This window comes from Achromobacter spanius, from assembly GCF_003994415.1.
In the GTDB taxonomy this organism is placed as follows: Bacteria; Pseudomonadota; Gammaproteobacteria; order Burkholderiales; family Burkholderiaceae_B; genus Achromobacter; species Achromobacter spanius_C.
This window is the reverse complement of record NZ_CP034689.1, coordinates 2,737,342-2,762,848: the sequence shown is the minus strand read 5'-3', so window position 1 is coordinate 2,762,848 and position 25,507 is coordinate 2,737,342. Positions and strand designations below refer to the sequence as shown.

The window sequence follows — 25,507 nt, the reverse complement described above, 5'->3', positions numbered from 1 at the left end:
GTGTAATCTGCCCCACCAAGACATGAAGACTTTTTCCTTGCGCCGCGTAGCCAGCGGGAGCCATCGATGAATCAGCAGGCCACTCTGAGTTCGTCGCTGCTGGCGAAGTTCCCTGTGCTGGAAAAGGTCCGCGCACTGCCCAAGCCTATTTTGCTTGGCGCAGCTGCCGCCGTCATCGCGCTGATCGTCGCCACCGTGATGTGGAGCAGCGAACCCCAGTACAAGGTGCTGTTCTCGAACCTGGATGACCGCGACGGCGGCGCCATCGTGACGGCCCTGGGTTCCATGAACGTGCCGTACCGCTACAACGAAAACGGCACCGCGCTGTTGGTGCCGGCCGACCGCGTCTACGACGCCCGTTTGCAATTGGCTTCACAAGGCCTGCCGCGCGGCGGCTCCGTCGGCTTCGAGCTGATGGACAACGCCCGTTTCGGCGCCAGCCAATTCTCGGAACAGATCAACTACCAGCGTGGCCTGGAAGGCGAACTGGCCCGTTCGATCGAGGCCATGAACACGGTGCAGCACGCCCGTGTTCACCTGGCCATGCCGCGCCAGTCGCTGTTCGTGCGCGAACGCCAGGCGCCCACCGCCTCGGTGCTGCTGAACGTGTATCCCGGCCGCAGCCTGAGCGACGCGCAAGTGTCGGCCATTTCGTGGCTGGTGGCCTCCAGCGTGCCTGAGTTGCCCGCTGAAAACGTGTCCATCGTGGACCAGAACGGCCGGTTGTTGTCGGCCCCGGCAGGCGAAGGCCGTGGCATGGACGCCGACCAGATGCGCTTTGTGCGCGAAGTGGAACAGCGCACTGTCGAACGCATCCTGACCATCCTGAACCCGTTGGTCGGCCCGGGCAACGTCCACGCCCAAGCCAGCGCCGACGTCGACTTCGCCCGCCGCGAAGAAACCTCCGAGGTCTACCGCCCGAACCAGGAACCTGGCCAGGCCGCCGTGCGCAGCCAGCAAACCAGCGATTCCACGCAGCGCGGCGTGAACCCCGCGCAAGGCGTGCCCGGCGCGCTGTCCAACCAGGCGCCGCCCAATGCGCAGGCCCCGCTGACGAACCCGCCCGCGCAGCCGCCGCAGCCGCCGGCCAATGCCCAGCAACAACAGCAACAGCAGCAGCAACAACAGCAACAACAGCAGACCGGCACCCAGGCGGCCACCGCCAACCTGAACGAGCGCCGCGACGCCACCACCAACTATGAAGTGGACCGCACCATCAGCCACATCAAGCAGCCGGTGGGCAACGTCAAGCGCCTGTCGGTCGCCGTGGTGGTGAATTACGTGCGCGACAAGGACGGCGAGCCGCAGGCCCTGCCGCCCGAAGAACTGAACAAGCTGACCAACCTGGTCCGCGAAGCCATGGGTTATTCGGAATCGCGTGGTGATTCGCTGAACCTGGTCAACAGCCAGTTCAACGATGGCCCGCCGCCGCTGCCGATGTGGCGCGACCCGGAAATGATCGCCCTGTTCAAGACCATTCTTGCGTGGCTGGTGGGTCTGGTGCTTGCTCTGTGGCTGTACCGCAAGGTGCGCCGCTCGGTCACCGAATACCTGTACCCGCCGGTGGATCCGGAAATGGCTGAAGCCGAGCGTCAGGAAGCGGTGCGCGAGGCCCAGGACGTGGCCCGCGCCAAGGAAGTCAACCGTTACGAAGACAACCTGGAACGCGCCCGCACGATGGCCAACAAGGATCCGCGCGCCGTCGCGATGGTCCTGCGCACCTGGATGAGCAAAGATGAAAAATGATTCCACTCCGATGGACGGCATGACGCGCAGCGCCGTCCTGATGATGTCGCTGGGCGAGGACGCCGCGGCCGAAGTCTTCAAGTACCTGAGCGCCCGTGAAGTGCAGCAGGTGGGCGGCGCGATGGCCAGCCTGAAGCAGGTCACGCGCAACGACGTGGCCGTGGTACTGGAAGAATTCCGCCAGGAAGCCGACCAGTTCATGGCCGTCACGCTGGGCTCGGACGACTACATCCGCAGCGTGCTGACCAAGGCGCTGGGCAGCGATCGCGCTGCGGGCCTGATCGAAGACATTCTGGAAGCCGGCGACGGCGGCAGCGGCATCGACGCGCTGAACTGGCTGGACCCCAACACCGTGGCCGAACTGATCGGCGACGAACACCCGCAGATCATCGCCACGATCCTGGTGCACCTGGAGCGCGACCGCGCCGCCGGCGTGTTGGCACTGTTGACCGACCGCCTGCGCAACGACGTCATGCTGCGCATCGCCACGTTCGGCGGCGTGCAGCCGGCCGCCCTGTCCGAACTGACCGAAGTGTTGAATTCCGTGCTGGCCGGCCAGGACGCCAAGCGCAGCAAGATGGGCGGCGTGCGCACCGCGGCCGAGATCCTGAACATGATGAATTCCTCGGACGAGGAAACCGTCGTGGCCAGCCTGCGCGAACGCGACAACGACCTGGCGCAGAAGATCATCGACGAGATGTTCGTGTTCGACAACCTGCTCGACGTCGAAGACCGCGCCATCCAGCTCATCCTCAAGGAAATCGACAACGACACGCTCATGGTCGCGCTCAAGGGCGCCCAGGAAGAGCTGCGCGCCAAGTTCCTGCGCAACATGTCCAGCCGCGCCGCCGAAATGCTGCGCGAGGACCTGGAAGCCCAGGGCCCGATCCGCATGTCGAAGGTCGAAACCGAACAGAAGAAGATTCTGCAGATCGCTCGCCGCCTGGCCGAAAGCGGCCAGATCGTGCTGGGCAATTCCGGAGACGACGCGTATGTCTGAAGCGGACAACGGCGCGACGACGCTCATCTCGCGCAGTGCCGCCTGGCGGCGCTGGCAGATGCTGTCGTTCGACGAGCCGGAGCCCGTCGAAGTGGAGCCCGAGCCGGAACCCGATCCGGGCCCCGACCCCGCCGTGGTGATGGCGCAGTTGCGCGCCCAGGCCATGGCCGAAGGGCGCGAGGAAGGCTACGCGCAAGGCCATGCGGCCGGCGTCGAAGCCGGCCAGCAGGCAGGCCACGAAGCGGGCTACGCCGCGGGCCGTGAAGCCGGTTACGCCGAAGGCCTGGCCCAGGCGCGCGAACAAGGCGCGGAAGAAGCGCAGCGCTTGCACGCATTGGTGCAGGCTTGCGCGGCGTCCGTGGGCGCCCTGGAAGAAAAGATGGGCCAGAGCCTGCTGACGCTGGCGCTGGACATTGCGCAGCAGGTCGTGCGCACCACCCTGTCCGAACAACCCGAGGCCGTGGCCGCGGCGGTGCGCGACGTGCTGCACATCAACCCGTCGACCCATGGCCAGATGCGCTTGTGGGCCAACCCCGAAGATGTTGAACTGATTCGTCTGCACCTGGCGGACGAACTCAAGGAAGGCCACTGGCGCGTGCTGGCCGATGAGTCCATCGCGCGCGGCGGCTGCCGCGCCGAAACGCCTTTTGGCGACGTCGACGCCACCCTGCAAACCCGCTGGCGCCGTGTCGCGGCCTCGCTGGGCCGCAACGCGTCCTGGGAGGATCCGGCATGAGCGGCAACCCGGCCCCGGCGCAACCTGGTCTGACACCCGCGCCCGCGGCGTCCAGCCCGGCCGTGCCCGTGCTGGAACGCTGGCAGACGCAGTTGCAGATCGGTTCGATCCGCGCCGCCTCCACCGACCCCTGGCTGGTCAGCGGCAAGATCACGCGCGCCACCGGCCTGGTGCTGCACGCCACCGGCCTGCGCCTGCCCGTGGGCGCCGCCGCCCGCATCGAAATCGCGCGCGGCCATGACCACTGGGCCGACGCCGAAGTGGTGGGCTTTGACGGCCACACGCTGTACCTGATGCCGCAGGCCGACATTTCCGGCCTGCCGCCCGGCGCGCGCGTCGTGCCCGGAGAACCGCCGGTGCAACGCGCGATTCCGCTGCCGCGCAAGGCTGAATTGAATGGCAACGCCAAACCGCAACTGGGCCGCCACCTGCCCGTGGGCAACGCCCTGCTGGGCCGGGTGCTGGATGGCGCCGGTCGCCCGCTGGATGGCCTGGGTCCGTTGACGGGCGCCGAACTGGCGCCGCTGTCCGCGCTGCCCATCAACCCCTTGTCGCGCGCGCCCATCGACACCGTGCTGGACACGGGTGTGCGCGCCATCAATGGGCTGTTGACCGTGGGCCGAGGCCAGCGCATGGGCCTGTTCGCCGGTTCCGGCGTGGGTAAATCCGTGCTGCTGGGCATGATGGCCCGCTACACCAAGGCCGATGTGATTGTCGTGGGCCTGATCGGTGAACGTGGCCGCGAAGTCAAGGAATTCATCGAACACAACCTGGGCCCTGAAGGCCTGGCTCGTTCGGTCGTCGTGGCGGCGCCCGCCGACGTGTCCGCGCTGCTGCGCCTGCAGGGAGCGGCCTACGCCACCCGCCTGGCCGAGCACTTCCGTGACCAGGGCCAAGACGTGCTGCTGATCATGGATTCGCTGACCCGTTTCGCCATGGCGCAACGTGAAATCGCGCTGGCCATCGGCGAACCGCCGGCCACCAAGGGCTACCCGCCCTCGGTGTTCGCCAAGCTGCCGATGCTGGTGGAACGCGCCGGCATGGGCGCACCCGGCCCTTCCGGCAAGGCCGGTTCCATCACCGCGTTCTATACGGTGCTGGCCGAAGGCGACGATCAGCAAGACCCGATCGCCGACTCGGCGCGCGCCATCCTGGACGGCCACGTGGTGCTGTCGCGCCATCTGGCCGAGGCCGGGCACTACCCCGCCATCGATATCGAAGCATCGATTTCACGCGCGATGACCTCGCTGATCACACCACAGCAGTTCGCCATCGTGCGCCGCTTCAAGCAGAACCTGTCGCGCTACCAGCGCAACCGCGACCTGATCGCCGTGGGCGCCTATGCGGCCGGCAACGATCCGCAACTGGACGAAGCCATCGCGCGCTATCCGCGCCTGGAAGCCTACTTGCAGCAAGACATCGGCGAAAACATCGGCTACGACGACGCCGTCAACCAGTTGCGCGCCAGTTTCGAGTTAAGGGATACCTATGCCTAGCCAATTGCCCTTGGACATGTTGATCAACCTGGCCAAGGAAAGCACGGATGAAGCCGCGCGCCTGCTAGGCCGGCTCAGCGCCGAACGCACCAATGCCGAGCGCCAGCTTGGCATGTTGAGCGATTACCGCCAGGACTACCTGGAACGCCTGCAACAAGCCATGACGACCGGCATGTCTGCCAGCGATTGCCACAACTACCAGCGCTTCATCGGCACCCTGGACGACGCCATCGGCCAGCAGCAGACCGTGCTGCGCCAAGCGGACGACAACCTGGCCAAGGGCCGCCAGTACTGGCAGCAGGAAAAACGCAAGCTCAGCTCCTATGACGCCCTGGCGCAGCGCGAGATGCGCGCGCAGGCCGTCGTGGAATCCCGTCGCGAACAGCGCGCTAACGATGAATATTCCGCCCGCCTGGTCCAGCGCCAGGCCGGGATGCATTAAGCAATACCTAACAGGAAGCCCCAGATGACCGCTCCCCTGCCTTTGCCCACCCTCGCGCCGGTTGCGAAAACGTCCATCGCCGATGCGTTGGGCGCCAACAAGCCCGCGCCCGCGAACAAGAAAGGCCCGAGCTTCTCGGACGTGCTGGCCCAGCAACGCCCGAAGCCGTCGGCCGATTCGCGTCCGGCAAATGATGGCGCCAAAACGCCCGACAAGATGCCTGGCAAGACCGCTGACGCCGCTACCGATACCGTCGGCAAGGCTGAAGACGCCGCCGTCGGCGCCATCAACGACGCCGTGAACACCGCGACCTCCGCCGAGGCTGGCGCGCTGGCCGTGGCCGCCGCGCAGCCACCTGCGCCTGCCCTGCCGCAGCAAACGCTTGAACTCGCGGCGCAGGCCGCCGAACAAGTGCAGCTTGCGCGCGGCACCGCCGAAGCCGCCGCTGCCGCACTCGGCAGCAGCGCGGCCGTGCTGACCGCCGCGCTGAACGCCGCCGACGTCGCCGCCCCCGCCACCACGCGCGCGCCGGTCGCCGTGACCGCCGCGCAAGCGGAAGTCGCCGCCGCCATTGCCGCGCGCGATGCCCAGGTTGCGCAGCCCGTGCTGACCGCCGCTGTCAAGCCGGGCAGCGCCGCGGCTCCGGTCGTCGCCGCCGCGCCGACCGCTCAGCCGGCCGTCAAGGCCGACGCACCGCGCGCCACCGCCGACCTGCCGCTACCCCGCGTTGCGCGCGAAACCAAGGCCAACCCCGAGCACACCACCACGACCTTGCCCGCGCGCACCGAAGAAGAAGTGGTCGCGGCCCTGACCAGCAGCACCCAGCAGTTCCAGGCGCCTCAGCATGGCGCCACGGCGCAGGACCATCTGGCGCAGGCAATCGCCGCCGCGACCCAACGCCAGGCCGCCCCTGCCGTGAACCAGGCGGCCTTTGCTCCGCCGGCGGTGCCGCTTGTGATGCAGGTCGCCACCCCGGTCGGCGGCACGCATTGGGGCACCGAGCTGGGTCAGCAAGTGGTGATGATGAGCACCAACGCACGCCAGGGCATGCAGACCGCCGAATTGCGGCTGGACCCGCCCGACCTGGGTCCCCTGCGTGTCAGCCTGAACATTGCCGACGGCGTGGCCAGCGCCTCGTTCGTATCGGCGCATGCCTCCGTGCGCCAAGCCATCGAAACCGCAATGCCGCAATTGCAGCAGGCCTTGGCGCAAGCCGGCATTTCGCTGGGCCAGACCAGCGTGGGCGAACAGTCCGCGCAGCAGGAGTTCGCGCAACAGCAAGGCAACGGTGGATCGCAGCGCCAGTCGGGCAACGGGTCGGCGCTTGCCGATGCGTCGACCGACAACGCGGCCCCCACCGCGACCGTGTCGCGCAACGCCAACGCACTGGTCGACACCTTTGCGTGACAAATGCGCCGCCCGCGCCTGGCAACGGACGCGGGCAGTGCAGCAATAGCTTGAGATACGCGGCTTTCGCCCTGTTTTTCGCCTCCAAGCCGAGGCGTAGTTTGGGGCAGAATGCTTTCATCCACTAAGAATCCGTTTTCACCAGCGGCTCAATACGCATCGAAACCGAGATGGCGACTATCAAACCCATAACCGCGCCGTCGGGCGCCAAGAAATCCGGCGGCATCGGCATTCTTCGCCTGCTGCTGGGCCTGTTGGTCTTGCTCCTTGTTGCCGCCGCCAGTGCCGGCGCAACCTGGTTCATCACGCAACGCATGCAGCAACCGCAAGCGGGCGCCCCCGTACAGTTGGGCGTGGGCCAGGTGCCCGGCGGCCAGCCCGGCCAACCGGGTCAAGCCGGCCAGGGTCCCCAGGCCACGCCGACCACGTTTGTGGCGCCGCCCGCGGGCCCCATCGCCGTGCCCGCCCCGATCTTCGTTCCGATCGAAGCGTTCACCGTCACGCTGCAGAACGCCGAAACCGAGCGCATCATGCACGTGGGCCTGACGCTGCGCGTCAGCGACGAGCAGACCCGCACCCGGCTTGAAAAGTACATGCCTGAAGTGCGCAGCCGCATTCTGATGGTGCTGTCGGCGCAATCGCCCACCGGCGTGCAGACCCAGCAAGGCAAGACCGAAATGGCCAACGCGATCAAGACCGCGGTCAACCAGCCGTTCTCGCCGCTGCCTGATGGCCAGTATGTCACCGACGTACTGTTCACGGCGTTCGTGGTGCAATAAGCATGGCCTACGAGGCATTTCTTTCGCAGGACGAAGTCGATGCGCTGCTAGCCGGCGTTACCGGCGAGAGCGATAGCAAGTCGGCGGCCGCGAACGCAAACGATGGCGCGCGCGCCTACGACCTGAGCTCGCCCGAGCGCGTCGTGCGCCGTCGCATGCAGACGCTGGAGCTCATCAACGAGCGCTTTGCGCGCCACATGCGCAACGTGCTGTTGAACTTCATGCGCCGCAGCGCCGACATTACCGTCGGCTCGATCAAGATCCAGAAGTACGCGGACTTTGAACGCAACCTGCCCGTGCCCAGCAATCTGAACATGATTCAGATGAAGCCCCTGCGCGGCACGGCGCTGTTCACCTATGACCCGAACCTGGTGTTCCTGGTCATCGACAGCCTGTTCGGCGGCGATGGCCGCTACCACACACGCGTCGAAGGCCGGGACTTCACCACGACCGAACAACGCATCATCCGGCGTCTGCTGAACCTGACGCTGGAAAGCTACGGCAAATCCTGGGACCCCGTCTATCCCATCGAATTCGAGTACGTGCGCTCGGAGATGCACACCAAGTTCGCCAGCATCACCGGCAACAATGAAGTGGTGGTCGTCACCTCGTTCCACATCGAATTCGGCGCGACCGGCGGCGACCTGAACATCTGCCTGCCCTATTCCATGATTGAGCCGGTGCGCGATCTGCTGACGCGGCCGCTGCAAGAAACCACGATGGAAGAGGTTGACCAGCGCTGGTCGCAGCAGTTGTCGCGCCAGGTGCGCAGCGCCGACATCGACGTGGTGGCGGAGTTCGCGCGCATCCCGTCGTCGATCCGCGAACTGATGCATTTGAAGGTGGGCGACGTCCTTCCCGTGGACGTGCCCCAGACCGTCATTGCCCATGTGGATGGCGTGCCGCTGATGGAATGCGGCTACGGCGTTTTCAATGGCCAGTACGCGCTTCGCGTACAGAACATGTTTACCTACGATACCGATTCAAACGAGGCCCCCGACCATGACTGACAAGAACGAGCCTGGCACCGGCTCGTCCCCGGCCGACGACTGGGCCGACGCGCTCGCCGAACAATCCCGCGCCACCCCGCCCACCCAAGCCGACGGCCTCAAGCCGCAGGACGACTGGGCGGCCGCGATGGCTGAACAAACCGCCTCCACGCCGCCCGAGGCCGCGGCGCCTGCCCCGGCTGCGCCGGCGCCGGCTGCTCCCGCTGCTCCCACCGCCCCCGCCGCACAATCGGCGGCGCAGTCGGTGTTCAAGCCGCTGGCTGGCGCCACGAGCGGCTCCGGCAACGATATCGACCTGATCATGGACGTGCCCGTCCAGTTGACGGTTGAACTGGGACGCACCCGCCTGACCATCAAGAACCTGCTCCAGCTGGGCCAGGGTTCCGTGGTCGAGCTGGACGGCCTGGCCGGCGAGCCGATGGACATCTTCGTCAACGGCTACCTCATCGCCCAAGGCGAAGTCGTGGTCGTCGAAGACAAGTACGGCATCCGCCTGACCGACATCATCACCCCGTCCGAGCGGATCAACCGCTTGAACAACCGCCGCTAGCAGTCCGGCGCCATGACTGAATCCGCCTTGCTGCGCGTCGTCATCGGCCTGGTGCTGGTGGTGGCCGCCATCCTGGCTTCGGCCTGGCTGGCGCGGCGGGCCGGCCTGACCCAACGCGGCGGCGGCAACCTGCTCAAGCAGATCGCCAGCCTGCCCGTCGGTGCGCGCCAAAGCATCGTCGTCGTTGAAATCGACAGTACCTGGCTGGTGGTGGGCGTGGGCCCGAACCAGCTCACTACCCTGCACACCCTGCCCGCCGGCCAGATGCCGGAGGGTTCGCCCTTGCCCGCCGCGGCCTTCGCGGCCAAGCTGGGCCAGGCGCTCAAGCGCCGCTAGCGCGACACGCGCATCTTTGCGACACCCATGAGCTTTCTCTCTCGCACGACACTCCTGCCCGCCCGTCCGCGCGCCCTGCCCCTGCTGGCGGCCGCCGCGGTGCTGGGCCTGGCCTTCTTTCCGGCCGGAGTCGTCGCCCAGGCCACGCTGCCCGCCCTGACCGCCACCCCCGGCCCCAACGGCTCCGAGACGTACTCGCTCAGCATGCAGACGATGCTGCTGATGACGTCGCTGTCGTTCCTGCCGGCCGCCTTGCTGATGATGACGGGCTTTACCCGCATCATCATCGTGCTGGGCCTGTTGCGCAGCGCCATGGGCACGGCGATGTCGCCGCCCAACCACGTGCTGATCGGGCTGGCGCTGTTCCTGACCTTCTATACGATGTCGCCGGTGTTCGACAAGATCTACGCCGACGCCTACAAGCCCTTGTCCGAAGGGTCGATCCCATTCGAGACCGCCGTGGAACGCGCCGCCGGCCCCCTGCGCACCTTCATGCTGCACCAGACGCGCGAGAACGATCTGTCGCTGTTCGCCAACCTGGCCAAGCAGCCGGCGCTGGAAGATCCGTCGCAAGTGCCCCTGCGCATCCTGGTGCCCGCCTTCATCACCAGCGAATTGAAGACCGCATTCCAGATCGGCTTCACCATCTTCATTCCTTTCCTCATCATCGACCTGGTCGTGGCCAGCGTGCTGATGGCGCTGGGCATGATGATGGTGCCGCCCGTGACCGTGGCGCTGCCGTTCAAGCTGATGCTGTTCGTGCTGGCCGACGGCTGGAACCTGCTGATGGGCTCCCTGGCCCAGAGCTTCTACCAATAACGCCGGAGCAATCGCCATGACCGCTGAAACCGTCATGACCATGGCCTACCAGGCGATGAAGATCGTCCTGGCGATGGCCGGCCCGCTGCTGCTGGTGGTGCTGGTGGTGGGCCTGGTCATCAGCATTTTCCAGGCCGCCACGCAGATCAACGAAATGACGCTGTCGTTCATTCCGAAGCTGCTGGCCATGTGCGGCGTGCTGGTGCTGCTGGGCCCCTGGCTCATCGGCGTCATGGTCGACTACATCCGGCTACTGATCGGCCAGATCCCCATGCTGGTGTCCTGAGCGGCCCGCGCCGCCCGGCCCCGGACGTTTCCCCATGATCGCCTTCACGCTCGAACAGCTCAACGGCTGGATCGGCCAGTTTCTCTGGCCTTTCGTGCGTATCCTGGCGCTGGTCGGCACGGCACCGCTGTTCTCGGAATCCGCCATTCCCGTGAAGGTCAAGGTGGGCCTGTCGTTCATGCTGGCCGTGGCGGTCAGCCCAGCGCTGGACCCCATGCCGCCCGTTTCCCCCGGCTCGTACGCGGGCCTGTGGATGGTGATGCAGCAGGTGCTGATCGGCATCGCCATGGGCTTCACGATGCGCATCGTATTCGCCGCCGTTCAGACGGCGGGTGAATTCGTCGGCTTGCAGATGGGCCTGTCGTTCGCCTCGTTCTTCGACCCCAGCGCCGGCGCCAACACCGCCGTGCTGTCGCGCTTGTTCAACATGGTGGCAATGCTGACGTTCCTGGCGCTGGACGGCCACCTGCTGGTGCTGGCCGCCCTGGTGCGGTCCTTCGACACCTTGCCCGTAGCCACGATCCAACTGCACCAGAATGGCTGGGGCGTGGTGGTGGAATGGGGCAAGACCGTGTTCGTCTCGGGTCTGCTGCTGGCGCTGCCGCTGATCTGCGCACTGCTGACCATCAACCTGGCCATGGGCATCCTGAACCGCGCCGCGCAACAGTTGTCCGTGTTCTCGGTGGGCTTTCCCGTCACGCTCATCATCGGCGTGGTGGTGCTGACCGTGGTGCTGCCGCACTCAGGGCCATTCCTGGAGCATTTGTTCGAATCCGGCCTGGAGGCAATGAGCCGGGTGGTGGATGCGCTGGCGGGGCGGTAGAACGGGTCGCTCACCTATCAAATTCCAGATTCCGGCGGCGTCCAGGGCATTCCGTTTTCATCAGTGCTGAGGAAATCGTCCAACGCCTTCTTGTCGGCAGCGGCTTTCTCGGGGTTGACGACCTGATCAAAGGCCGATGGCGGTTTGGGCGCGACGGCTCGGTAACGCAGGCGTATTGACGCCAACATGGCGTCCCAAATCTTGCCGGCCTCCCTATCGGACAAGGCCGCGTCCACGCGGGGTGGCGCGGGCGGGCGTTTCCAGGGGGGAATGGCGTGCTTGTCGGGGACGAAGCGCGGGAGGGACCAGCGGACGAGGTCGGGTTGGTAGTCTTCTGCCAAGGTGGGAGGGAGCGCGCCACCACCACGCATGCTAATGTGAATGGACGGCTGTGTGAATCCTGGCGCGTCGCGGTAGCTTTCCGCCAAGAAAAGGAACCGGTGGTGATTGGCGTCGGTGTACCCGAAGGCAAACTGTTCCGCCGGCATGGCGGCAAGGGTTAACTTTCCCGCGCGCAACCTGTTATGCCAGATGCCGGATAGCTGTTTCTTGGCGCGTGCTTGAAGGCCCGTGGATGAGTCTGGCTGCAGGGCGGTAATGCGGGCCTCCAAATTAATGTTGGACCCCGATATGTAAAACTCCAGCATGCCGATTTCCTGGTCATGATGTTCGCGGATGATGATGGGACCGAGCCCAAAACCAGGTCCGGCACTCTGCGGGTCGGTGATCTTAGAGATGGTCTTGGCCAAGGCTTGGATGCGGGCTTCGACGGGCGCCATGACGTTCTTGTATGAATGGGCTTTGATCAGGACGTAAACGTCGTCGACAAGAAGATGCAGTTCATGGGTGTGATAGTTTTTCTGCTCTGGATTGCGAAAAAAACGCAGCAGGGTTTGTGTTGGATTTAGGCTGATCTGAGCGAGCAACATAGAGCCGCCTGAATCATGAGCGACCTGCTGGATCTGCGACGATCTGTCGTTTACTGCGCTGGTAAAGCGCTCAGGGGATACATCCATACCTAGCACTCTGACTTCGACGGTCGTGAAATCGGTATCCAATCCGTAATACAACGTGACGTCGCTGCCTGTGCTGTACCGCCAGTTCGAAGGCAAGTCGATCAAGTGTCGGCCGAATGCCCAGGTGCGGATGTCTGTGGTTGCGTTGGTCACTGGGGTGTCCTTGTGTTGTAGGAGCAGGATGCTGCCGGCGACGAGGGCAGCAAGCGCAATTGCGGCGGCAACAACGCGGGTTTTCATGATGACTTCCTCGCCTGGGCCGCTAGTTTCAGGATCCACTGCAACGTGATCTGCTGGACCAATTCATTTCGGAATGGACCTTCATGTTCGAACCCCTGCATTTCGAGTTGTTCTTTCACTTGGCCGCGCTTGGCCTGGTCAATCGGTGCGCGACCTGAACTGATGGGGACCGTGCCGTCCCCAATGCCGTCCTGCATTTCGCAGTGCAGCTCCCAATCGCTGTATTGCAGTTTTCCCGGCGGGAAAGTGGCGTCGAGATACCGTAGCGAGGGGGACGCCACGCGGCTTTGTCCTCTTGCATAAAGCGGCGTGCGACCATCGTGCTGAATATCCGAGTTTCGGGCCTCGAGAAGGGCTTCGATCGGGATAGGTGGCTGTGTGGTGTGTGCTGGGCGCAACCCCGGGCGTATCGTCCATCGAATGGATTCGAAGCTCGCGAAATTGGTATCCGACCCGTAGAACACGAAGGTATGTGGGTGGTAATAGGTCTTTAGGGCTTCGTGAAAGTCCTTCGCGTTTCCAATTGCTTGCTCATAGTCGTGCCATTCGATAGCGGTCCCGCCTTTTGGCGCCAGCCATTCTTCTTTGATGAGCCCCCACCACCGATATCTCTCGAGATAGATCGTTTCATACGGGCATTGCGAAGGGGACGGGATTGCCGGCATTGCGGGAGTGGTGCGCGATTGTTCCTCGCGTAATAGCTTCAGCCATCCCGGTGAATATCGCTGCGTCGGCAGCAATTGCAACGCACCAGGCGACTGAGCAAAAACTGCCGTCATTTCCTGCCCGCTGCCGCCGATCACAAGCGAGGTTCCGTAGTCCTCATCTTGCATGCCAACTTTGCAACGCCTGTAGGCTACCGGGGCGCCGTTGGTTGGCATGACGCCGTGGATAATTCCGCAGATTGCCGTCTCCATGCCGGGCAGGGTCGCGCACATTCGGGCAATCAGGCCGCCCATTGAGTGCGTCACCAACAGCACCTGCGTACAGCGATCTCCATACTGCTCCAGCAGGGTTTCTATGCGTTCCTTGAGTTTCTTGGCGGAATCGGTATTTGAAGCCAGCCAGTTATACCCAAACGCATGCACTGGCATATTGAACCGTGCGCCGGCCAGCAGATCGTCCGTGGTTAACGGTTTTACGCGTCCATCGCTTCCGTTTCGATCCAGCCCGTTCAACCCGGGCATAAAAACATCCACGCCCGGCTTAAGGCGTCGATACGTTGCTGTTGGATCCTCCCAGTGCTTGTCCTCCAATTCAAGCGCATAGTTTTCGTGGCGAGGAACTGTGGGGGAGTTCAGGGCATACTCCAACCACCGCAGGAAGCGTTCGTAGCTAGTCTGCCCAACCTCTCCCCAACCTCGTTCCCGATAACGGTCCCTAAGGGCAGCTTTGCGGGCGGCGGGTAGTAGTTGTCCGTTCTCTTGCACCATTCCTAGCGGAACGTCGGGGACCGCGCCTTGGTCATCGACTTCTACACGTTCGGGATGCAAGCGTCTCTGACGAAAGCCCGCCTCTTTAGTGACCCACTGGGCTAGCAAGTGAGTCGGCAACCCCAGCGCTCCGTAGTCGAGGGTCCACACCGGTTCGGATTCTTGGTCGAGGTGCTTGGAAACCGACCGTAAATTACTCCCCATCACCCCTGGAATGAATATCACCGGCAGGATCAGATCCGGCCCGATACGTAGTTGAACCGGGTCGGTGATCTTGCAATCCGTCAGCGTCCAGGTGAAGCACTGTTGACCCCGGGCGTCGTAGTGAAACGGCGCCACGCGCTCGGTCGGCGGGTCTTTCTCAGGTTTGATGTCAGTCATTTCTTATCGCCTTTCCATTCGATATAAACGCCGTCCATGCGCATGTCTTTTTGCATGGTCAGAAAACCCTCGCTATCCGTACGGCCGGTCACTTGGGAGCCGTCGTTGCGCCATAGGGTGTATTCGGCATTGCGAGCGAGGGAGCCGTCGGCGAGCGTGGCCTGGAAGCGGTCGTCAAACGGCGTAGCCTCCCAGGTGTTGAATTCCATCGGCGCGCTGTTTGGCCCCACAAAGTTGTGTTGTGCCGCCTTCACCGTCAGCTTGCCCGGCATGCCGAGTTCAATATTCCCGTCGGCCATCTTGATGTAAGCCCCGCCGCAAAGCAGCGTGATGTGCTTGTCGGCGGCCACCAATACATGCTGTTTGCTGGAGGTGATTTCGGCGCTTTGGTCAGCCTGGATGCGGATGGCGTTGTGTTGCGCTTGCAGCAGCAGTTCGCCTTGGTGGGCGATGTGGCGCAGGTTGCCGCTTTGCGAGAACAGGCCCAGATCGCCGCCTGCGTTGATGACTACCTTTTCACCGGCGCTGATCTGCTGGTGTTGCTGGGCGATGCTGTCGATGTGGGCGCCTGCCGTCATCACGATGCTGGCGGGGGTGGCGGCGGCGATGCCGGCTGGCGCGCTTAAGCCCATTGCGCCGGCATCGCCTTGGCCGGTGCCGGCCGATTGGTTGTTGGCGCCGTGCCCCAGATTGCGTACTGCTTCGGTCAATGACTGTTGGGGCTGGGCGTCGTGGGTTACGCCTTCGTGGGTGCTTGCGTAGTCTCCAAGATTGCGGGCCAGTTCTAACGCGGATTCCAACGCCGCAACGATATCGGATCGGTCCAATTGCCCGCCCTTGGCTTGCAACTGCGCCTCGGTGCTTAACAACAGGCCCTTTGCCGCGCGCAACGCCCCGTGCTGATCCGTACGCAATTCAAACCCTTCGCCGCGTGGCTCCCCACCGCCGGGACGCGGATGCGTCAAGTACCCCAAGTGCAGCTGCGTATCCCCGTGCTCGCTCATCAAGGCCGCGCTGATCTGTGCCGAGGTATCGTCCAGGCGCAGTTCATTGGCGCGGTTGCCCTTGTGCTCCTTGCTTTTGATCGTGTTCAGGATGTTGTGACGCGGCAGTTCATACGGCGGCAGGTTGGTGGCGCGAAAGGTTCTCCCGATGACCAAAGGTTGGTCTGGATCACCATTTGCGAATTGCACGATGACTTCTTGGCCGATGCGGGGGATAGCCATGTGCCCCCACAGCGCGCCGGCCCAGTTCTGCGAGACGCGGATCCAGCAGGAGCTGTGCTCATCGTTGCGACCCAGCCGGTCCCAGGGGAACTGGACCTTGACGCGGCCCCAGGCGTCGCAATAGATCTCTTCGTTGGGCGGGCCAACCACGGTGGCCATCTGTGGGCCGTCGAGGCGGGGTTTGGGTTGGGGCTCGGGCTTCCAGTCGACTTTGTCGGGCACAAGTTCGGCGGTGTAGTGGTAGTGCGTGCCTTGTTCGGAACCCGCCGCGTCTTCTTCTTGACTCGTGTGCTGCACGCCGTGGTGGCGCATGCGCACGGGGCGCCAGCCTTGGTTCCAGTCTTCGCGCGGGTGGCCGGTCAGGTCGAAGGCGACACCGGGGATCAAGCGCGCGTCATCGCCTTCGACGAACGCCACACGCGCATCGCGGCGGCGGCCTAGCAGGCGGGTTTGTGTGAAAGGCTTTCCCGCTTCGTCGCGCTTGTAGCGGCCGGGGTAGTCGTAGCGTTCGTAGCGATGATCCTGGTGGGCAAGGTCGGTGGCGACCGGGGAATGTTCCTGGCTATAGTGCGGATGGGTGTACGTGTAGTCGCGCTGGGTCTGCACGGCGGTACGGATGCGCTCGGCGTAGGCAAAGCGATGCAGCGCTGGTTCGACCTGGTCGCCGCCAGGCATGGGGTTGTACAGGACCGGCCCGCCCGCGATCTCGCCATGGATGTAGATGCGGTCACCATGAATCAGGCGGTGCCCGTGTTCCGAGTGCGCGTAGCGGTAGAAGTAGCCTTCTTCGGCCGCCAGCCTGTCCAGAAACGCCAAGTTGGTGTCGCCGGCTTGCACGCAGTATTCGCGGGGCAGGTGCTCAAAGGTGGTGACCTGTTCGTAGTCGGTGATGCCTTGCCGCTTGATGACGTCGGCCAGGATCTCGGGTACTGACAGGTGCTGGTAGATGCGCCAGTCAGAACACAACGCGGCGCGAGCCAGGGAGGGTTCTACGACTACCCGATAGCGCGTGCGGTGAAAACCGGTGTCGGCTTGTACGAACTCGGTGACGATGCCGTGTACATGGCGTACCGCCTGGTCCCCGCGCCAGATGGTGAAGAGCGCGGGCTGATCCAGCAGCGTGCCGAAATCAATAGCGGGGTCGATGCTGGACAGTTCGATGCACAGCCGATAGGTCTCGGACAGGGCTTCATGCAGCGTGAATTCAACGACGTCAAACGCCGCGCCGCTGGCGGAGGTGAAGGTGAATCGGTGATGGTTCGCGTGAGATGGCACTGGCCCCTCCCCGACGGATCGAATGGGAGGGGCCAGTGTGGGCAGCCGAGAGGTTCCGCGTCTATAGGACGCTTACGAAATTACTCAGGGTTGACCGGTAAGCCGGAATACCCGGATCGTCTCGCGCAACGCGCCGGATTGGGTGCCCAACTGCATCACCGCGCCGCCCAGTTCCTGTACCAGCGCCGTGTTCTGCACCGTCATCACGTCCATCTGCGACACGGCCGTATCCACTTGCTCGATACCGCTGGACTGCTCTTGGGACGCCTGCGAGATTTCCCCGATGATGTCGGTGACCCGATGCACGGCCGCCACGATTTCTTCCATCGTTGCGCCCGCTTGTTCGGCCTGCGCCGAGCCTTCCGACACGCGGTCCACGGAGTCTTCGATCAAGCCCTTGATCTCCTTGGCCGCCTGCGCGCTTTTCTGCGCCAGGCTGCGCACTTCGCCCGCCACCACGGCGAAGCCCTTGCCGGTTTCGCCGGCCCGGGCCGCTTCCACCGCGGCGTTGAGCGCCAGGATGTTGGTCTGGAATGCGATGCCTTCAATGATGCTGACGATGTCGGCGATCTTGCGCGAGCTGGCCGAAATGCCGTGCATGGTGTCGACCACCTGCCCCACGGCCACGCCACCGCGCCGCGCCACATCCATGCTGCTGGCCGCCAACTGGTTGGCCTGGCGGGCGTTGTCGGCGTTCTGGCGCACGGTGGAAGTCAGCTGCGCCATGCTGGCGGCGGTTTGCTGCAAGGACGAGGCCTGCCCTTCCGTGCGGCCGGCCAGTTCCTGGTTGCCGCGCGCGATGTGCACGGCCGCGTGGGTCGTGCCTTCGATCCCGCGATAGACGTCCTGAGCAATGCCGATGAGGCTCTTGCGCATGACTTCCAGCGAGAACTTCAAGCTACCCACTTCGTCATCCGAATCCGCGATGATCTGCGTGGTGAGGTTGCCGGCGGCGACCTGGCGCGCCATGTTGGCCGCGTCAGACATCGGGTCCAGCAGGGACCGCGACAAGCTCCAGCCCATGCCGAATATGGCGATCACGCCCAGCGCGATGGCGCCGCACCCCAGGGTTGCGCCCCAGGCGCCCAGGCTGTCCCAATTGGCGTGCAGGCCATAGGCGCCCGCGCCCGCGACGATGCCGGCGGACACCAGGGCGTGGCGGAACATCCGGCTGCGCACGCTGCGCTTGAACGGAAACGCCACCACGTCCAGGCCACGGCGCCAGCCAGCGCGCACCGGTCGCCCGCGCTTGATGCGGATACCGCGCGCCGACCCTTCGCGGATGCGCGCATAGAGTTCTTCGGCCATCTCGATCTGTTCATCCGAAGGCCGCACCCGCACCGACGAATACGCGACGACTTCGTCGTTCTCGACGATGGGCGTGGCGTTGGCCAGCACCCAGTAATAGCCACCGTCCTTGCGACGATTCTTGACCAGCCCCAGCCACGATTCGCCGGCTTCCAAGGTTTCCCACAAGTCTTCGTAGGCTTCGGACGGCATATCGGGATGGCGCACGATGTTGTGCGGCTTGCCGATGAGTTCTTCGCGGGTAAAGCCGCTGACTTCAACGAACGCCGGGTTCGCGTAAACAATACGGCCTTTGGTGTCGGTTCGCGAGATCAGGTATTGATCTTCGCGCAGCTTGGTTTCCACATCATTGATGGGTAAGTTCACGCGCACAGCTAGTCTCCAGTGACATCAATAGAGCAGCGAATGAATAGCAGCGAGCAAACCGGGACGTGGCGCCCCGCATCGACCTGACCCCCGCCTGGTTTGTCTGGCCGGGACGCCCTCACGCGCAACCCCAGCCATCAAACTCAGTTCACCGCCCTCTTTCAGGCGTTATTGTTATTAACGGTATTTTTAATAAAAACTTAACGTGCGTAGGATGGGTGAAGCGCGCACCGTCCGCCCCGCGCAAACAAACACCAAACGCGCGTAACCCATCAGACGAGCGTTGCGTTGTGGCGGGTCCGGTTAAGAACCGTGGCGCCGTCTGATGGGTTACGCGCGATCGGCAGCCTTGTTCTGGTCGACGCCCGGACGCGCTTCACCCATCCTACGAGCCGTCGATTACATCGACGGCGTCGCACGGTTTTCCCAGGCGGCCTACCTACCGATCAACCTTGCGTCAGCGTCGGCGACGCGTAGCCGCTCAACTGATGCGCGGGCACCTCGATCACTTCGCCGGCGTTGATCTTGAACACCGCCACGGCTTCGGCCAGGCGGTGGGCTTGATCCTGCAACGAACCCGCCGCCGCCGCCGCTTCTTCCACCAGCGCCGCGTTCTGCTGCGTCACTTCGTCCATCTGCGACACGGCGCGGTTGACCTGGTCGATACCGCTGGACTGTTCTTCGGACGCCGCCGAGATCTCGCCCATGATGTCCGTCACGCGCTTCACCGAGGCCACGATCTCTTGCATGGTCGCGCCAGCGCGTTCCACCTGCTGCGAGCCCGCGCCCACCTTGGTCACCGAGTCTTCGATCAAGCCCTTGATTTCCTTGGCGGCCTGCGCGCTGCGCTGTGCCAGCGAGCGCACTTCGCCCGCCACCACCGCGAAACCCTTGCCCTGCTCACCGGCACGCGCCGCTTCAACCGCCGCGTTCAGCGCCAGGATGTTGGTCTGGAACGCAATGCCGTCGATGACCGACACGATTTCCGAAATCTTGCGCGAGCTGGCCGAAATGCCCTGCATCGTGCTGACCACCTCCGACACCGCCGAGCCGCCGCGTTCGGCCACGTCCGACGCGCTGGCCGCCAACTGGTTGGCCTGGCGCGCGTTGTCCGCATTCTGCTTCACGGTGGACGCCAGTTCTTCCATGGATGCCGCGGTTTCCTCAAGGGACGCCGCCTGCTCTTCCGTGCGGCTGGACAGATCCGTGTTGCCGGCCGCGATTTCACGCGAACCCACGGTGATCTCGTCCACACCGCGGCGCACCGTCGTCACCGTGCGCGTCAGGCTTTCCTGCATGCGTTTCACAGCGGCCATCAGTTGGCCGATTTCGTTATGCGACTTCACTTCCACGCGGCTCGTCAGGTCGCCGGCGGCGATCTTGTCGAAGTGCTGGCCGGCTTCCACCAGCGGGCGCACGACCAGGCGGCCGAACAGGATGCGGCAGAAAACCATCAACACCAGGGCCAGGCCCACTGCAACGGCCACGGCCACCATGGCGCGATTGAAGTTGGCTTCGGCTTGATCAATGGTGGCTTGCTGCTGGCCGCCAATGTACTTGCTGAAGTCGCTGATCGCCTCGATGAAGGCCGCGCTGCGGGGCGTACCGTATTCGTTGTTCACCATGTAGAACGTCGAATAGTCTTCGCTGCGCAGGGCTTCCACCATCGTGTCCACACCGTCGTCGATGTAGGAGCGATAACGGCGCACCAGGTTCATCGACAGTTGGCGGCCGGTGTCGTCCTGAAGCATGTTCTTCTGGAAGTCCGAGAAGCGGCTGCGCACGCCTGTCAACAGGTCGGTGGCGGCCTTCAATGCCGCGGCCGCGTCGCGGGCCGAGTTCTCGCCGCTGCCCCAGCCGGATTCCTGCAGGTGGCGCGCCGCCACCATCAGGCTCACGCGGGCGCGCAGCATGTCGGTGTTGATCGTCTCGACCTGCTTGGCACGCTCGGTCAGCGCGTTCACTTCGCGGATGGACTCGTAATTGTGCTGCAAGAAGAATGCAGCCAAGCCGCCCACCGCCGCGATCAGGATCGCGAAAAACGCCATCACCCACAGCAGCATCGTACCGACGCGGGCGTCACGCAGCCGCAGCTTGCGTTTTACCTTGGGCGCGCGCGCGGCCTTTTTCCTGCCTTTGCCGGCCTTTGCGCCGGATTCGAGACTCGCTTCCATATTTTTCCCCATCCCTCAGGAACTGCTCTGACCAAATGAAAAACCACCTTGCCGACACGCCCTGTTACATGGCGGGTACATTCAAGGCGACGTACATTGCGGCGCGCGCCGCAACGTTCTCTGCCGGACTACCAGGCCTACTGCTTGCCCTGTGGAGCCAACCCGGTCGGTTCTCCCGGACCGGGTATGTAGATGGTTTGCACCTCGGGCTCCGCCAAGGGCGGCGGCCAATCCTGACGCGCGTCAGGCATCGGCGCGGGACCCAGCAATTTCTGGCGTTCCCAAGGTTCCAGCAGAATATTGGTGCTGTCGACCAGCCGCATCAGGCGGCCGTCCGGGCCGAACTGCAAGAGCGCTTCCTTGCGGCTGTAGAGCCCGTCGGTGACAAACGTGATTTTGTGCGACCAGAGGGCCAGCAATGTGCCGTCGCTCTGTCGGTAAAACTTGTCGGGCGGCGCGGTGAGCGCCCGCGAGGCTTCTTCCAGCGTCGTCTGGCCAGGGGTCAGCGTGCCCAGTTTGCCCGGATCAAAGTTGTGGCCCGTGGCCGCGCAGCCGCCAAGCAGCAACGCGATGGCGGCAGCCGCCAGAAGATGTCTATAGCCTCGCATACCCTACCTATGCGCCAGCGGTGCTGGCATCAAAAAGATTCCCAATCGTCGTCGGACGGCGCTTGTCGGCGGCTTGCCGCGGGCGCCGGCTTGGCTTCGCCCGCAGGCGCTGCCGGACGCGGAGCCGGACGGCGCAACGGCCGCGCGGCCGATGCGCCCTCGGCAGCAGCGGCAGCAGCAGCCGGCTTGGCGCGTGGCGCGTGCGTCAGACGGGCGGCAGGCGCGGGCCTGGCGGTCGCTTCAGCGGGCGCATCGACCGGAGCCGGGGCCGGGGCCGGGGCCGGGGCCGGTGCGGCAACCCTCGGCGCGCGCGGCGGCTGGGCTGGCTGCGCCAACTGGCGCGCCGGCACTTCGATGACTTCGCCCGCATTGATCTTGAACACGGCCACGGCTTGCACCAGGCGTTCCGCCTGCTCTTGCAAGGAACCCGCGGCGGCGGCGGCTTCTTCCACCAGCGCCGCATTCTGCTGCGTCACTTCGTCCATCTGCGACACGGCGCGGTTGACCTGGTCGATACCGCTGGACTGCTCGTCCGACGCCGCCGAGATCTCACCCATGATGTCCGTCACGCGCTTCACCGAGGCCACGATCTCTTGCATGGTCGCGCCGGCGCGTTCCACCTGCTGCGAACCCGCGCCCACCTTGGAGACCGAGTCTTCGATCAAACCCTTGATTTCCTTGGCGGCCTGCGCGCTGCGCTGCGCCAGCGAGCGCACTTCGCCCGCCACCACCGCGAAACCCTTGCCCTGCTCACCGGCACGCGCCGCTTCAACCGCCGCGTTCAGCGCCAGGATGTTGGTCTGGAACGCAATGCCGTCAATGACCGACACGATTTCTGAAATCTTGCGCGAGCTGGCCGAAATATCGTGCATGGTGTTGACCACTTCCGACACCGCCGAACCGCCGCGTTCGGCCACGTCCGACGCACTGGCCGCCAATTGGTTGGCCTGGCGCGCGTTGTCCGCGTTCTGCTTCACGGTGGACGCCAGCTCTTCCATGGATGCCGCGGTTTCCTCAAGGGATGCCGCCTGCTGTTCCGTGCGGCTGGACAGGTCCGTGTTGCCCGCCGAGATCTCGCGCGCGCCCACATTGATCTCGTCCACACCACGGCGCACCGTGGCCACCGTGCGCGTCAGGCTTTCCTGCATGCGTTTCACAGCGGCCATCAGGTGACCGATTTCGTTCGTTGACGTGGCCTCCACGCGCACGGTCAGGTCGCCGCCCGCGATCTTGTCGAAGCTGTCGCTGACCGAGCGCAAGGGACGCAGCACGACGCGGTTCATGAACAGGAAGGCGCCCAGGGATACGGCCACGATCAACGCGGCCAGGCCCAGGTATACGTAGGTCATCAACGAAGCCTGAGCGCGCGCGGCTTGCACTTCGTGTTCGCTGTAGGTGCTGATGTTGTCGGCAAAGCCCGTCAGCTCTTTAAAGAAGGCGCCGCTGGCGGCGCCTGCCTTGGTGTTCTTCAAGGTCAGGTAGGTGGCGGCGTCGCCCTTGTCCAACGCAGCCATCATCGACTGCAGCGCATCCGAAAAACCGTTGAACGACGAGATCAGTTGCCCTTCGGACTCCTTGCCCGTTTCCGTCATTTTCGGAATGGCCTTGAAGGCATCCATCTTCTTCTTTGCGTCGCCGATCAGTTGCTGCACCGTGCGCGCATTGTCGGCCGCGCCGTTGGCGTCACCCGCCGCGCGCTGTGCGGCGGCGATGTCGGCGCGGATCGTGGCGCGCAGCATCTGCGTGTAGGCATCCTTGATCAGGTTGCTCTGTTGCACGCTCAACGAGTCAAGCGTATTGATCGTCACCGCGCTGGCACGCATGCTGTTCCAGCCCAAACCAATTGCAACCAGTGCGGCCAGGGCAATTGCCAACTGAGCGAGCATCAAGCCCGTACGCACCTTCAGATTGCTGAACATTTTTCAATAGTTCCGGTAGTCGTCCCGGCGGCACGCAATGGCCGCCAGTCCGTAAAGGGGGGGTACTGTTTTTAAGCAACTGCCTGTTCAATACACTGACGCGGGATTCGTCAGAAGGACTCCCAATCATCATCCGCGGGCGCGGCCCGGCGGCTGGCCGCCGAAGCGGCCGGCGTCGCATCGGCACGGGTGGCGGCGCTGTCCGCGCGCGTGGCCGGTCGACGCAGCGGGCGCACCACGGTGGCCGCCGTAGCGGCTGGCTTGGGACGCGCCACCTGCGTTTTGCGCGGCGCGGGCTTGGGCGCGGCCGGTGCTTCGTCCGTATCTTGCGTCGCCGTCTCGGCCGGCGCTGTCGCAGCCTGCGCCGAATGCGGCAGATGTGCGGCCGGCGCCTGCGCGCGAGGCGTCGCTTGTCCGGACGACTCATGCGAAGACACGCGCGACGACACCCGCGGCGCGGCCTGCTGGCTGGCGAGTTGCTGCGCCGGCACTTCAATCACTTCGCCCGCATTGATCTTGAACACCGCCACGGCTTCGGCCAGGCGCTGCGCCTGCTCCTGCAAGGAGCCGGCCGCAGCGGCCGCTTCTTCCACCAGCGCCGCGTTCTGCTGCGTCACTTCGTCCATCTGCGACACGGCGCGGTTGACCTGATCAATACCGCTGGACTGTTCTTCGGACGCTGCCGAGATCTCGCCCATGATGTCCGTCACGCGCTTCACCGAGGCCACGATCTCTTGCATGGTCGCGCCAGCGCGTTCCACCTGCTGCGAGCCCGCGCCCACCTTGGAGACCGAGTCTTCGATCAAACCCTTGATTTCCTTGGCGGCCTGCGCGCTGCGCTGCGCCAGCGAGCGCACTTCGCCCGCCACCACCGCAAAGCCCTTGCCCTGCTCACCGGCACGCGCCGCTTCTACCGCCGCGTTCAGCGCCAGGATGTTGGTCTGGAACGCAATGCCGTCGATGACCGACACGATTTCCGAAATCTTGCGCGAGCTGGCCGAAATGCCCTGCATCGTGCTGACCACTTCCGACACCGCCGAACCGCCGCGTTCGGCCACGTCCGACGCGCTGGCCGCCAACTGGTTGGCCTGGCGCGCGTTGTCCGCGTTCTGCTTCACGGTGGACGCCAGCTCTTCCATGGATGCCGCGGTTTCCTCAAGGGATGCCGCCTGCTGTTCCGTGCGGCTGGACAGGTCCGTATTGCCCGCGGAAATCTCGCGCGCACCCACATTGATTTCGTCCACACCACGGCGCACCGTTGCCACCGTGCGCGTCAGGCTTTCCTGCATGCGCTTGATGGCCGCAAACAACTGGCCAATCTCGTTGGTGCTGCGCACGTCGATACGGCCGGTGAAGTCGCCGCCCGAGATCTTGTCGAAATGGTCTCCCGCCTGGTGCAGCGGACGCAGCACGGTGCGGTTGATGAAAATCCAGCAGCCCAGCGCCAGCAGCAAGGTGATTGCCAACAACGCAATCGTCACCGTGCGCGAAATGCGATGGTCGCTCTCGGCTTGCGCCACGAGTTCATTGGTGCGCGTATCCACGAACTGCAATACGCCATACACGGCTTCACGGAATGCGGTGTTGGCCGCACCGCCGGCATCGTTCAGGTCCAGATATTCCTGGATGGACAGGTTGGCCAATGCGGCCGCCTGACGCTTGTAGACGTCGTCAAACTGACGGTATGCAGTATCCAGCTTTTCAACGAGTGCTTCCGAACCCGCCATGCGCGGCACCTTGCGAAACGCGTCAAGCTGCTCGTTGCCTTCCCGCATCAAGGTGTCGGCGCGCTGCGCCTGGGACGTGGCCTGCTCGGTTTTTCCCTGCTGCATATCCATCAGCGAATTCGCCAACAGCAGCCGGCCGCGCAGAAACGCGATGTAGGCGCGATTCAATTGCGTCGCCTGATTGGAATAGGCGTCATTGACCTGTTCCAGCTTTCCGTTGCTGGAGTTCAGCCCCATCCACGCCACCCCGTTCGACAGGAACATGGCGCCCGTGAAGAGCAAGAGCACCAGAACGATACAGGTGCGGACTTTCAAATTGACAAGCATGAATTACCCGAGCGTTAAACAGTGAAACGACACAACCTACCCTGAACGCAACCACGGACGCCCCGGTCCTTGACCGG

21 protein-coding genes are annotated in these 25,507 nt (G+C 64.3%); 13 read left to right on the top strand and 8 right to left on the bottom strand.

Annotated elements, in window-relative coordinates; translation table 11 throughout:
• The first annotated feature begins 66 nt into the window (after positions 1-66).
• The 13 genes from fliF to fliR all read left to right on the top strand — a co-directional run bounded on the left by fliF (position 67) and on the right by fliR (position 11,430).
• Entirely contained in the window at positions 67-1,746 is a 1,680-nt protein-coding gene (gene fliF, locus ELS24_RS12745; protein ID WP_127184322.1) for a flagellar basal-body MS-ring/collar protein FliF, read from the top strand.
• Complete coding sequence (fliG, locus tag ELS24_RS12740; RefSeq protein WP_127184321.1) at positions 1,736-2,746, top strand: flagellar motor switch protein FliG; 1,011 nt, start codon at positions 1,736-1,738, stop codon at positions 2,744-2,746. Before fliF ends, fliG begins: the two co-directional genes overlap by 11 nt.
• Positions 2,739-3,482, top strand: coding sequence for a flagellar assembly protein FliH (gene fliH / locus ELS24_RS12735; RefSeq protein ID WP_127184320.1), 744 nt, complete (start codon positions 2,739-2,741; stop codon positions 3,480-3,482). Before fliG ends, fliH begins: the two co-directional genes overlap by 8 nt.
• Positions 3,479-4,978 (top strand): flagellar protein export ATPase FliI, encoded by a 1,500-nt coding sequence (gene fliI, locus ELS24_RS12730; protein ID WP_050450424.1) that lies wholly within the window; start codon positions 3,479-3,481, stop codon positions 4,976-4,978. Before fliH ends, fliI begins: the two co-directional genes overlap by 4 nt.
• Positions 4,971-5,420 (top strand): flagellar export protein FliJ, encoded by a 450-nt coding sequence (gene fliJ / locus ELS24_RS12725; protein WP_050450423.1) that lies wholly within the window; start codon positions 4,971-4,973, stop codon positions 5,418-5,420. Before fliI ends, fliJ begins: the two co-directional genes overlap by 8 nt.
• 24 nt (positions 5,421-5,444) lie before the next feature.
• Positions 5,445-6,827 carry a flagellar hook-length control protein FliK gene (locus tag ELS24_RS12720; RefSeq protein ID WP_127184319.1) on the top strand — a complete coding sequence of 461 codons (1,383 nt, stop codon included), beginning with the start codon at positions 5,445-5,447 and terminating at the stop codon, positions 6,825-6,827.
• Positions 6,828-6,997: 170 nt separating this feature from the next.
• Positions 6,998-7,606 carry a flagellar basal body-associated FliL family protein gene (locus ELS24_RS12715; protein WP_050450306.1) on the top strand — a complete coding sequence of 203 codons (609 nt, stop codon included), beginning with the start codon at positions 6,998-7,000 and terminating at the stop codon, positions 7,604-7,606.
• Between the two features lie 2 nt (positions 7,607-7,608).
• Positions 7,609-8,616, top strand: coding sequence for a flagellar motor switch protein FliM (gene fliM / locus ELS24_RS12710; RefSeq protein ID WP_050450305.1), 1,008 nt, complete (start codon positions 7,609-7,611; stop codon positions 8,614-8,616).
• On the top strand, positions 8,609-9,166 hold the full coding sequence (gene fliN, locus ELS24_RS12705; RefSeq protein ID WP_050450304.1) for a flagellar motor switch protein FliN: 558 nt from the start codon (positions 8,609-8,611) through the stop codon (positions 9,164-9,166). The genes fliM and fliN overlap by 8 nt, the downstream gene beginning before the upstream one ends.
• Before the next feature lie 12 nt (positions 9,167-9,178).
• A complete protein-coding gene (gene fliO / locus ELS24_RS12700; protein ID WP_127184318.1) occupies positions 9,179-9,502 on the top strand; it encodes a flagellar biosynthetic protein FliO in 324 nt (107 codons plus the stop codon).
• 27 nt (positions 9,503-9,529) lie between these two features.
• Positions 9,530-10,321: a flagellar type III secretion system pore protein FliP gene (gene fliP, locus ELS24_RS12695; protein WP_083447589.1), complete on the top strand. Its 792-nt coding sequence runs from the start codon at positions 9,530-9,532 to the stop codon at positions 10,319-10,321.
• Between the two features lie 16 nt (positions 10,322-10,337).
• Entirely contained in the window at positions 10,338-10,607 is a 270-nt protein-coding gene (gene fliQ, locus ELS24_RS12690) for a flagellar biosynthesis protein FliQ (protein WP_050450302.1), read from the top strand.
• A 34-nt stretch (positions 10,608-10,641) separates the two neighbouring features.
• Entirely contained in the window at positions 10,642-11,430 is a 789-nt protein-coding gene (gene fliR / locus ELS24_RS12685) for a flagellar biosynthetic protein FliR (RefSeq protein WP_050450301.1), read from the top strand.
• 17 nt (positions 11,431-11,447) lie between these two features.
• Here fliR and ELS24_RS12680 read toward each other — a convergent pair whose 3' ends face one another.
• The 8 genes from ELS24_RS12680 to ELS24_RS12645 form a co-directional block, all read right to left on the bottom strand.
• Positions 11,448-12,686 carry a T6SS immunity protein Tli4 family protein gene (locus tag ELS24_RS12680; protein WP_127184317.1) on the bottom strand — a complete coding sequence of 413 codons (1,239 nt, stop codon included), beginning with the start codon at positions 12,684-12,686 and terminating at the stop codon, positions 11,448-11,450.
• Positions 12,683-14,500, bottom strand: a complete 1,818-nt coding sequence (locus ELS24_RS12675; RefSeq protein WP_127184316.1) for a lipase family alpha/beta hydrolase — start codon at positions 14,498-14,500, stop codon at positions 12,683-12,685. Before ELS24_RS12675 ends, ELS24_RS12680 begins: the two co-directional genes overlap by 4 nt.
• Complete coding sequence (locus ELS24_RS12670) at positions 14,497-17,001, bottom strand: type VI secretion system Vgr family protein (RefSeq protein ID WP_127184315.1); 2,505 nt, start codon at positions 16,999-17,001, stop codon at positions 14,497-14,499. The genes ELS24_RS12675 and ELS24_RS12670 overlap by 4 nt, the downstream gene beginning before the upstream one ends.
• Before the next feature lie 84 nt (positions 17,002-17,085).
• A complete protein-coding gene (locus tag ELS24_RS12665; protein WP_127184314.1) occupies positions 17,086-18,681 on the bottom strand; it encodes a methyl-accepting chemotaxis protein in 1,596 nt (531 codons plus the stop codon).
• 440 nt (positions 18,682-19,121) lie between these two features.
• A complete protein-coding gene (locus tag ELS24_RS12660; RefSeq protein ID WP_050450296.1) occupies positions 19,122-20,849 on the bottom strand; it encodes a methyl-accepting chemotaxis protein in 1,728 nt (575 codons plus the stop codon).
• A gap of 137 nt (positions 20,850-20,986) precedes the next feature.
• On the bottom strand, positions 20,987-21,457 hold the full coding sequence (locus tag ELS24_RS12655; RefSeq protein ID WP_050450295.1) for a hypothetical protein: 471 nt from the start codon (positions 21,455-21,457) through the stop codon (positions 20,987-20,989).
• Positions 21,458-21,486: 29 nt separating this feature from the next.
• A complete protein-coding gene (locus ELS24_RS12650) occupies positions 21,487-23,376 on the bottom strand; it encodes a methyl-accepting chemotaxis protein (protein WP_127184313.1) in 1,890 nt (629 codons plus the stop codon).
• Positions 23,377-23,486: 110 nt separating this feature from the next.
• Entirely contained in the window at positions 23,487-25,430 is a 1,944-nt protein-coding gene (locus tag ELS24_RS12645; RefSeq protein WP_127184312.1) for a methyl-accepting chemotaxis protein, read from the bottom strand.
• Between the last annotated feature and the right edge of the window lie 77 nt (positions 25,431-25,507).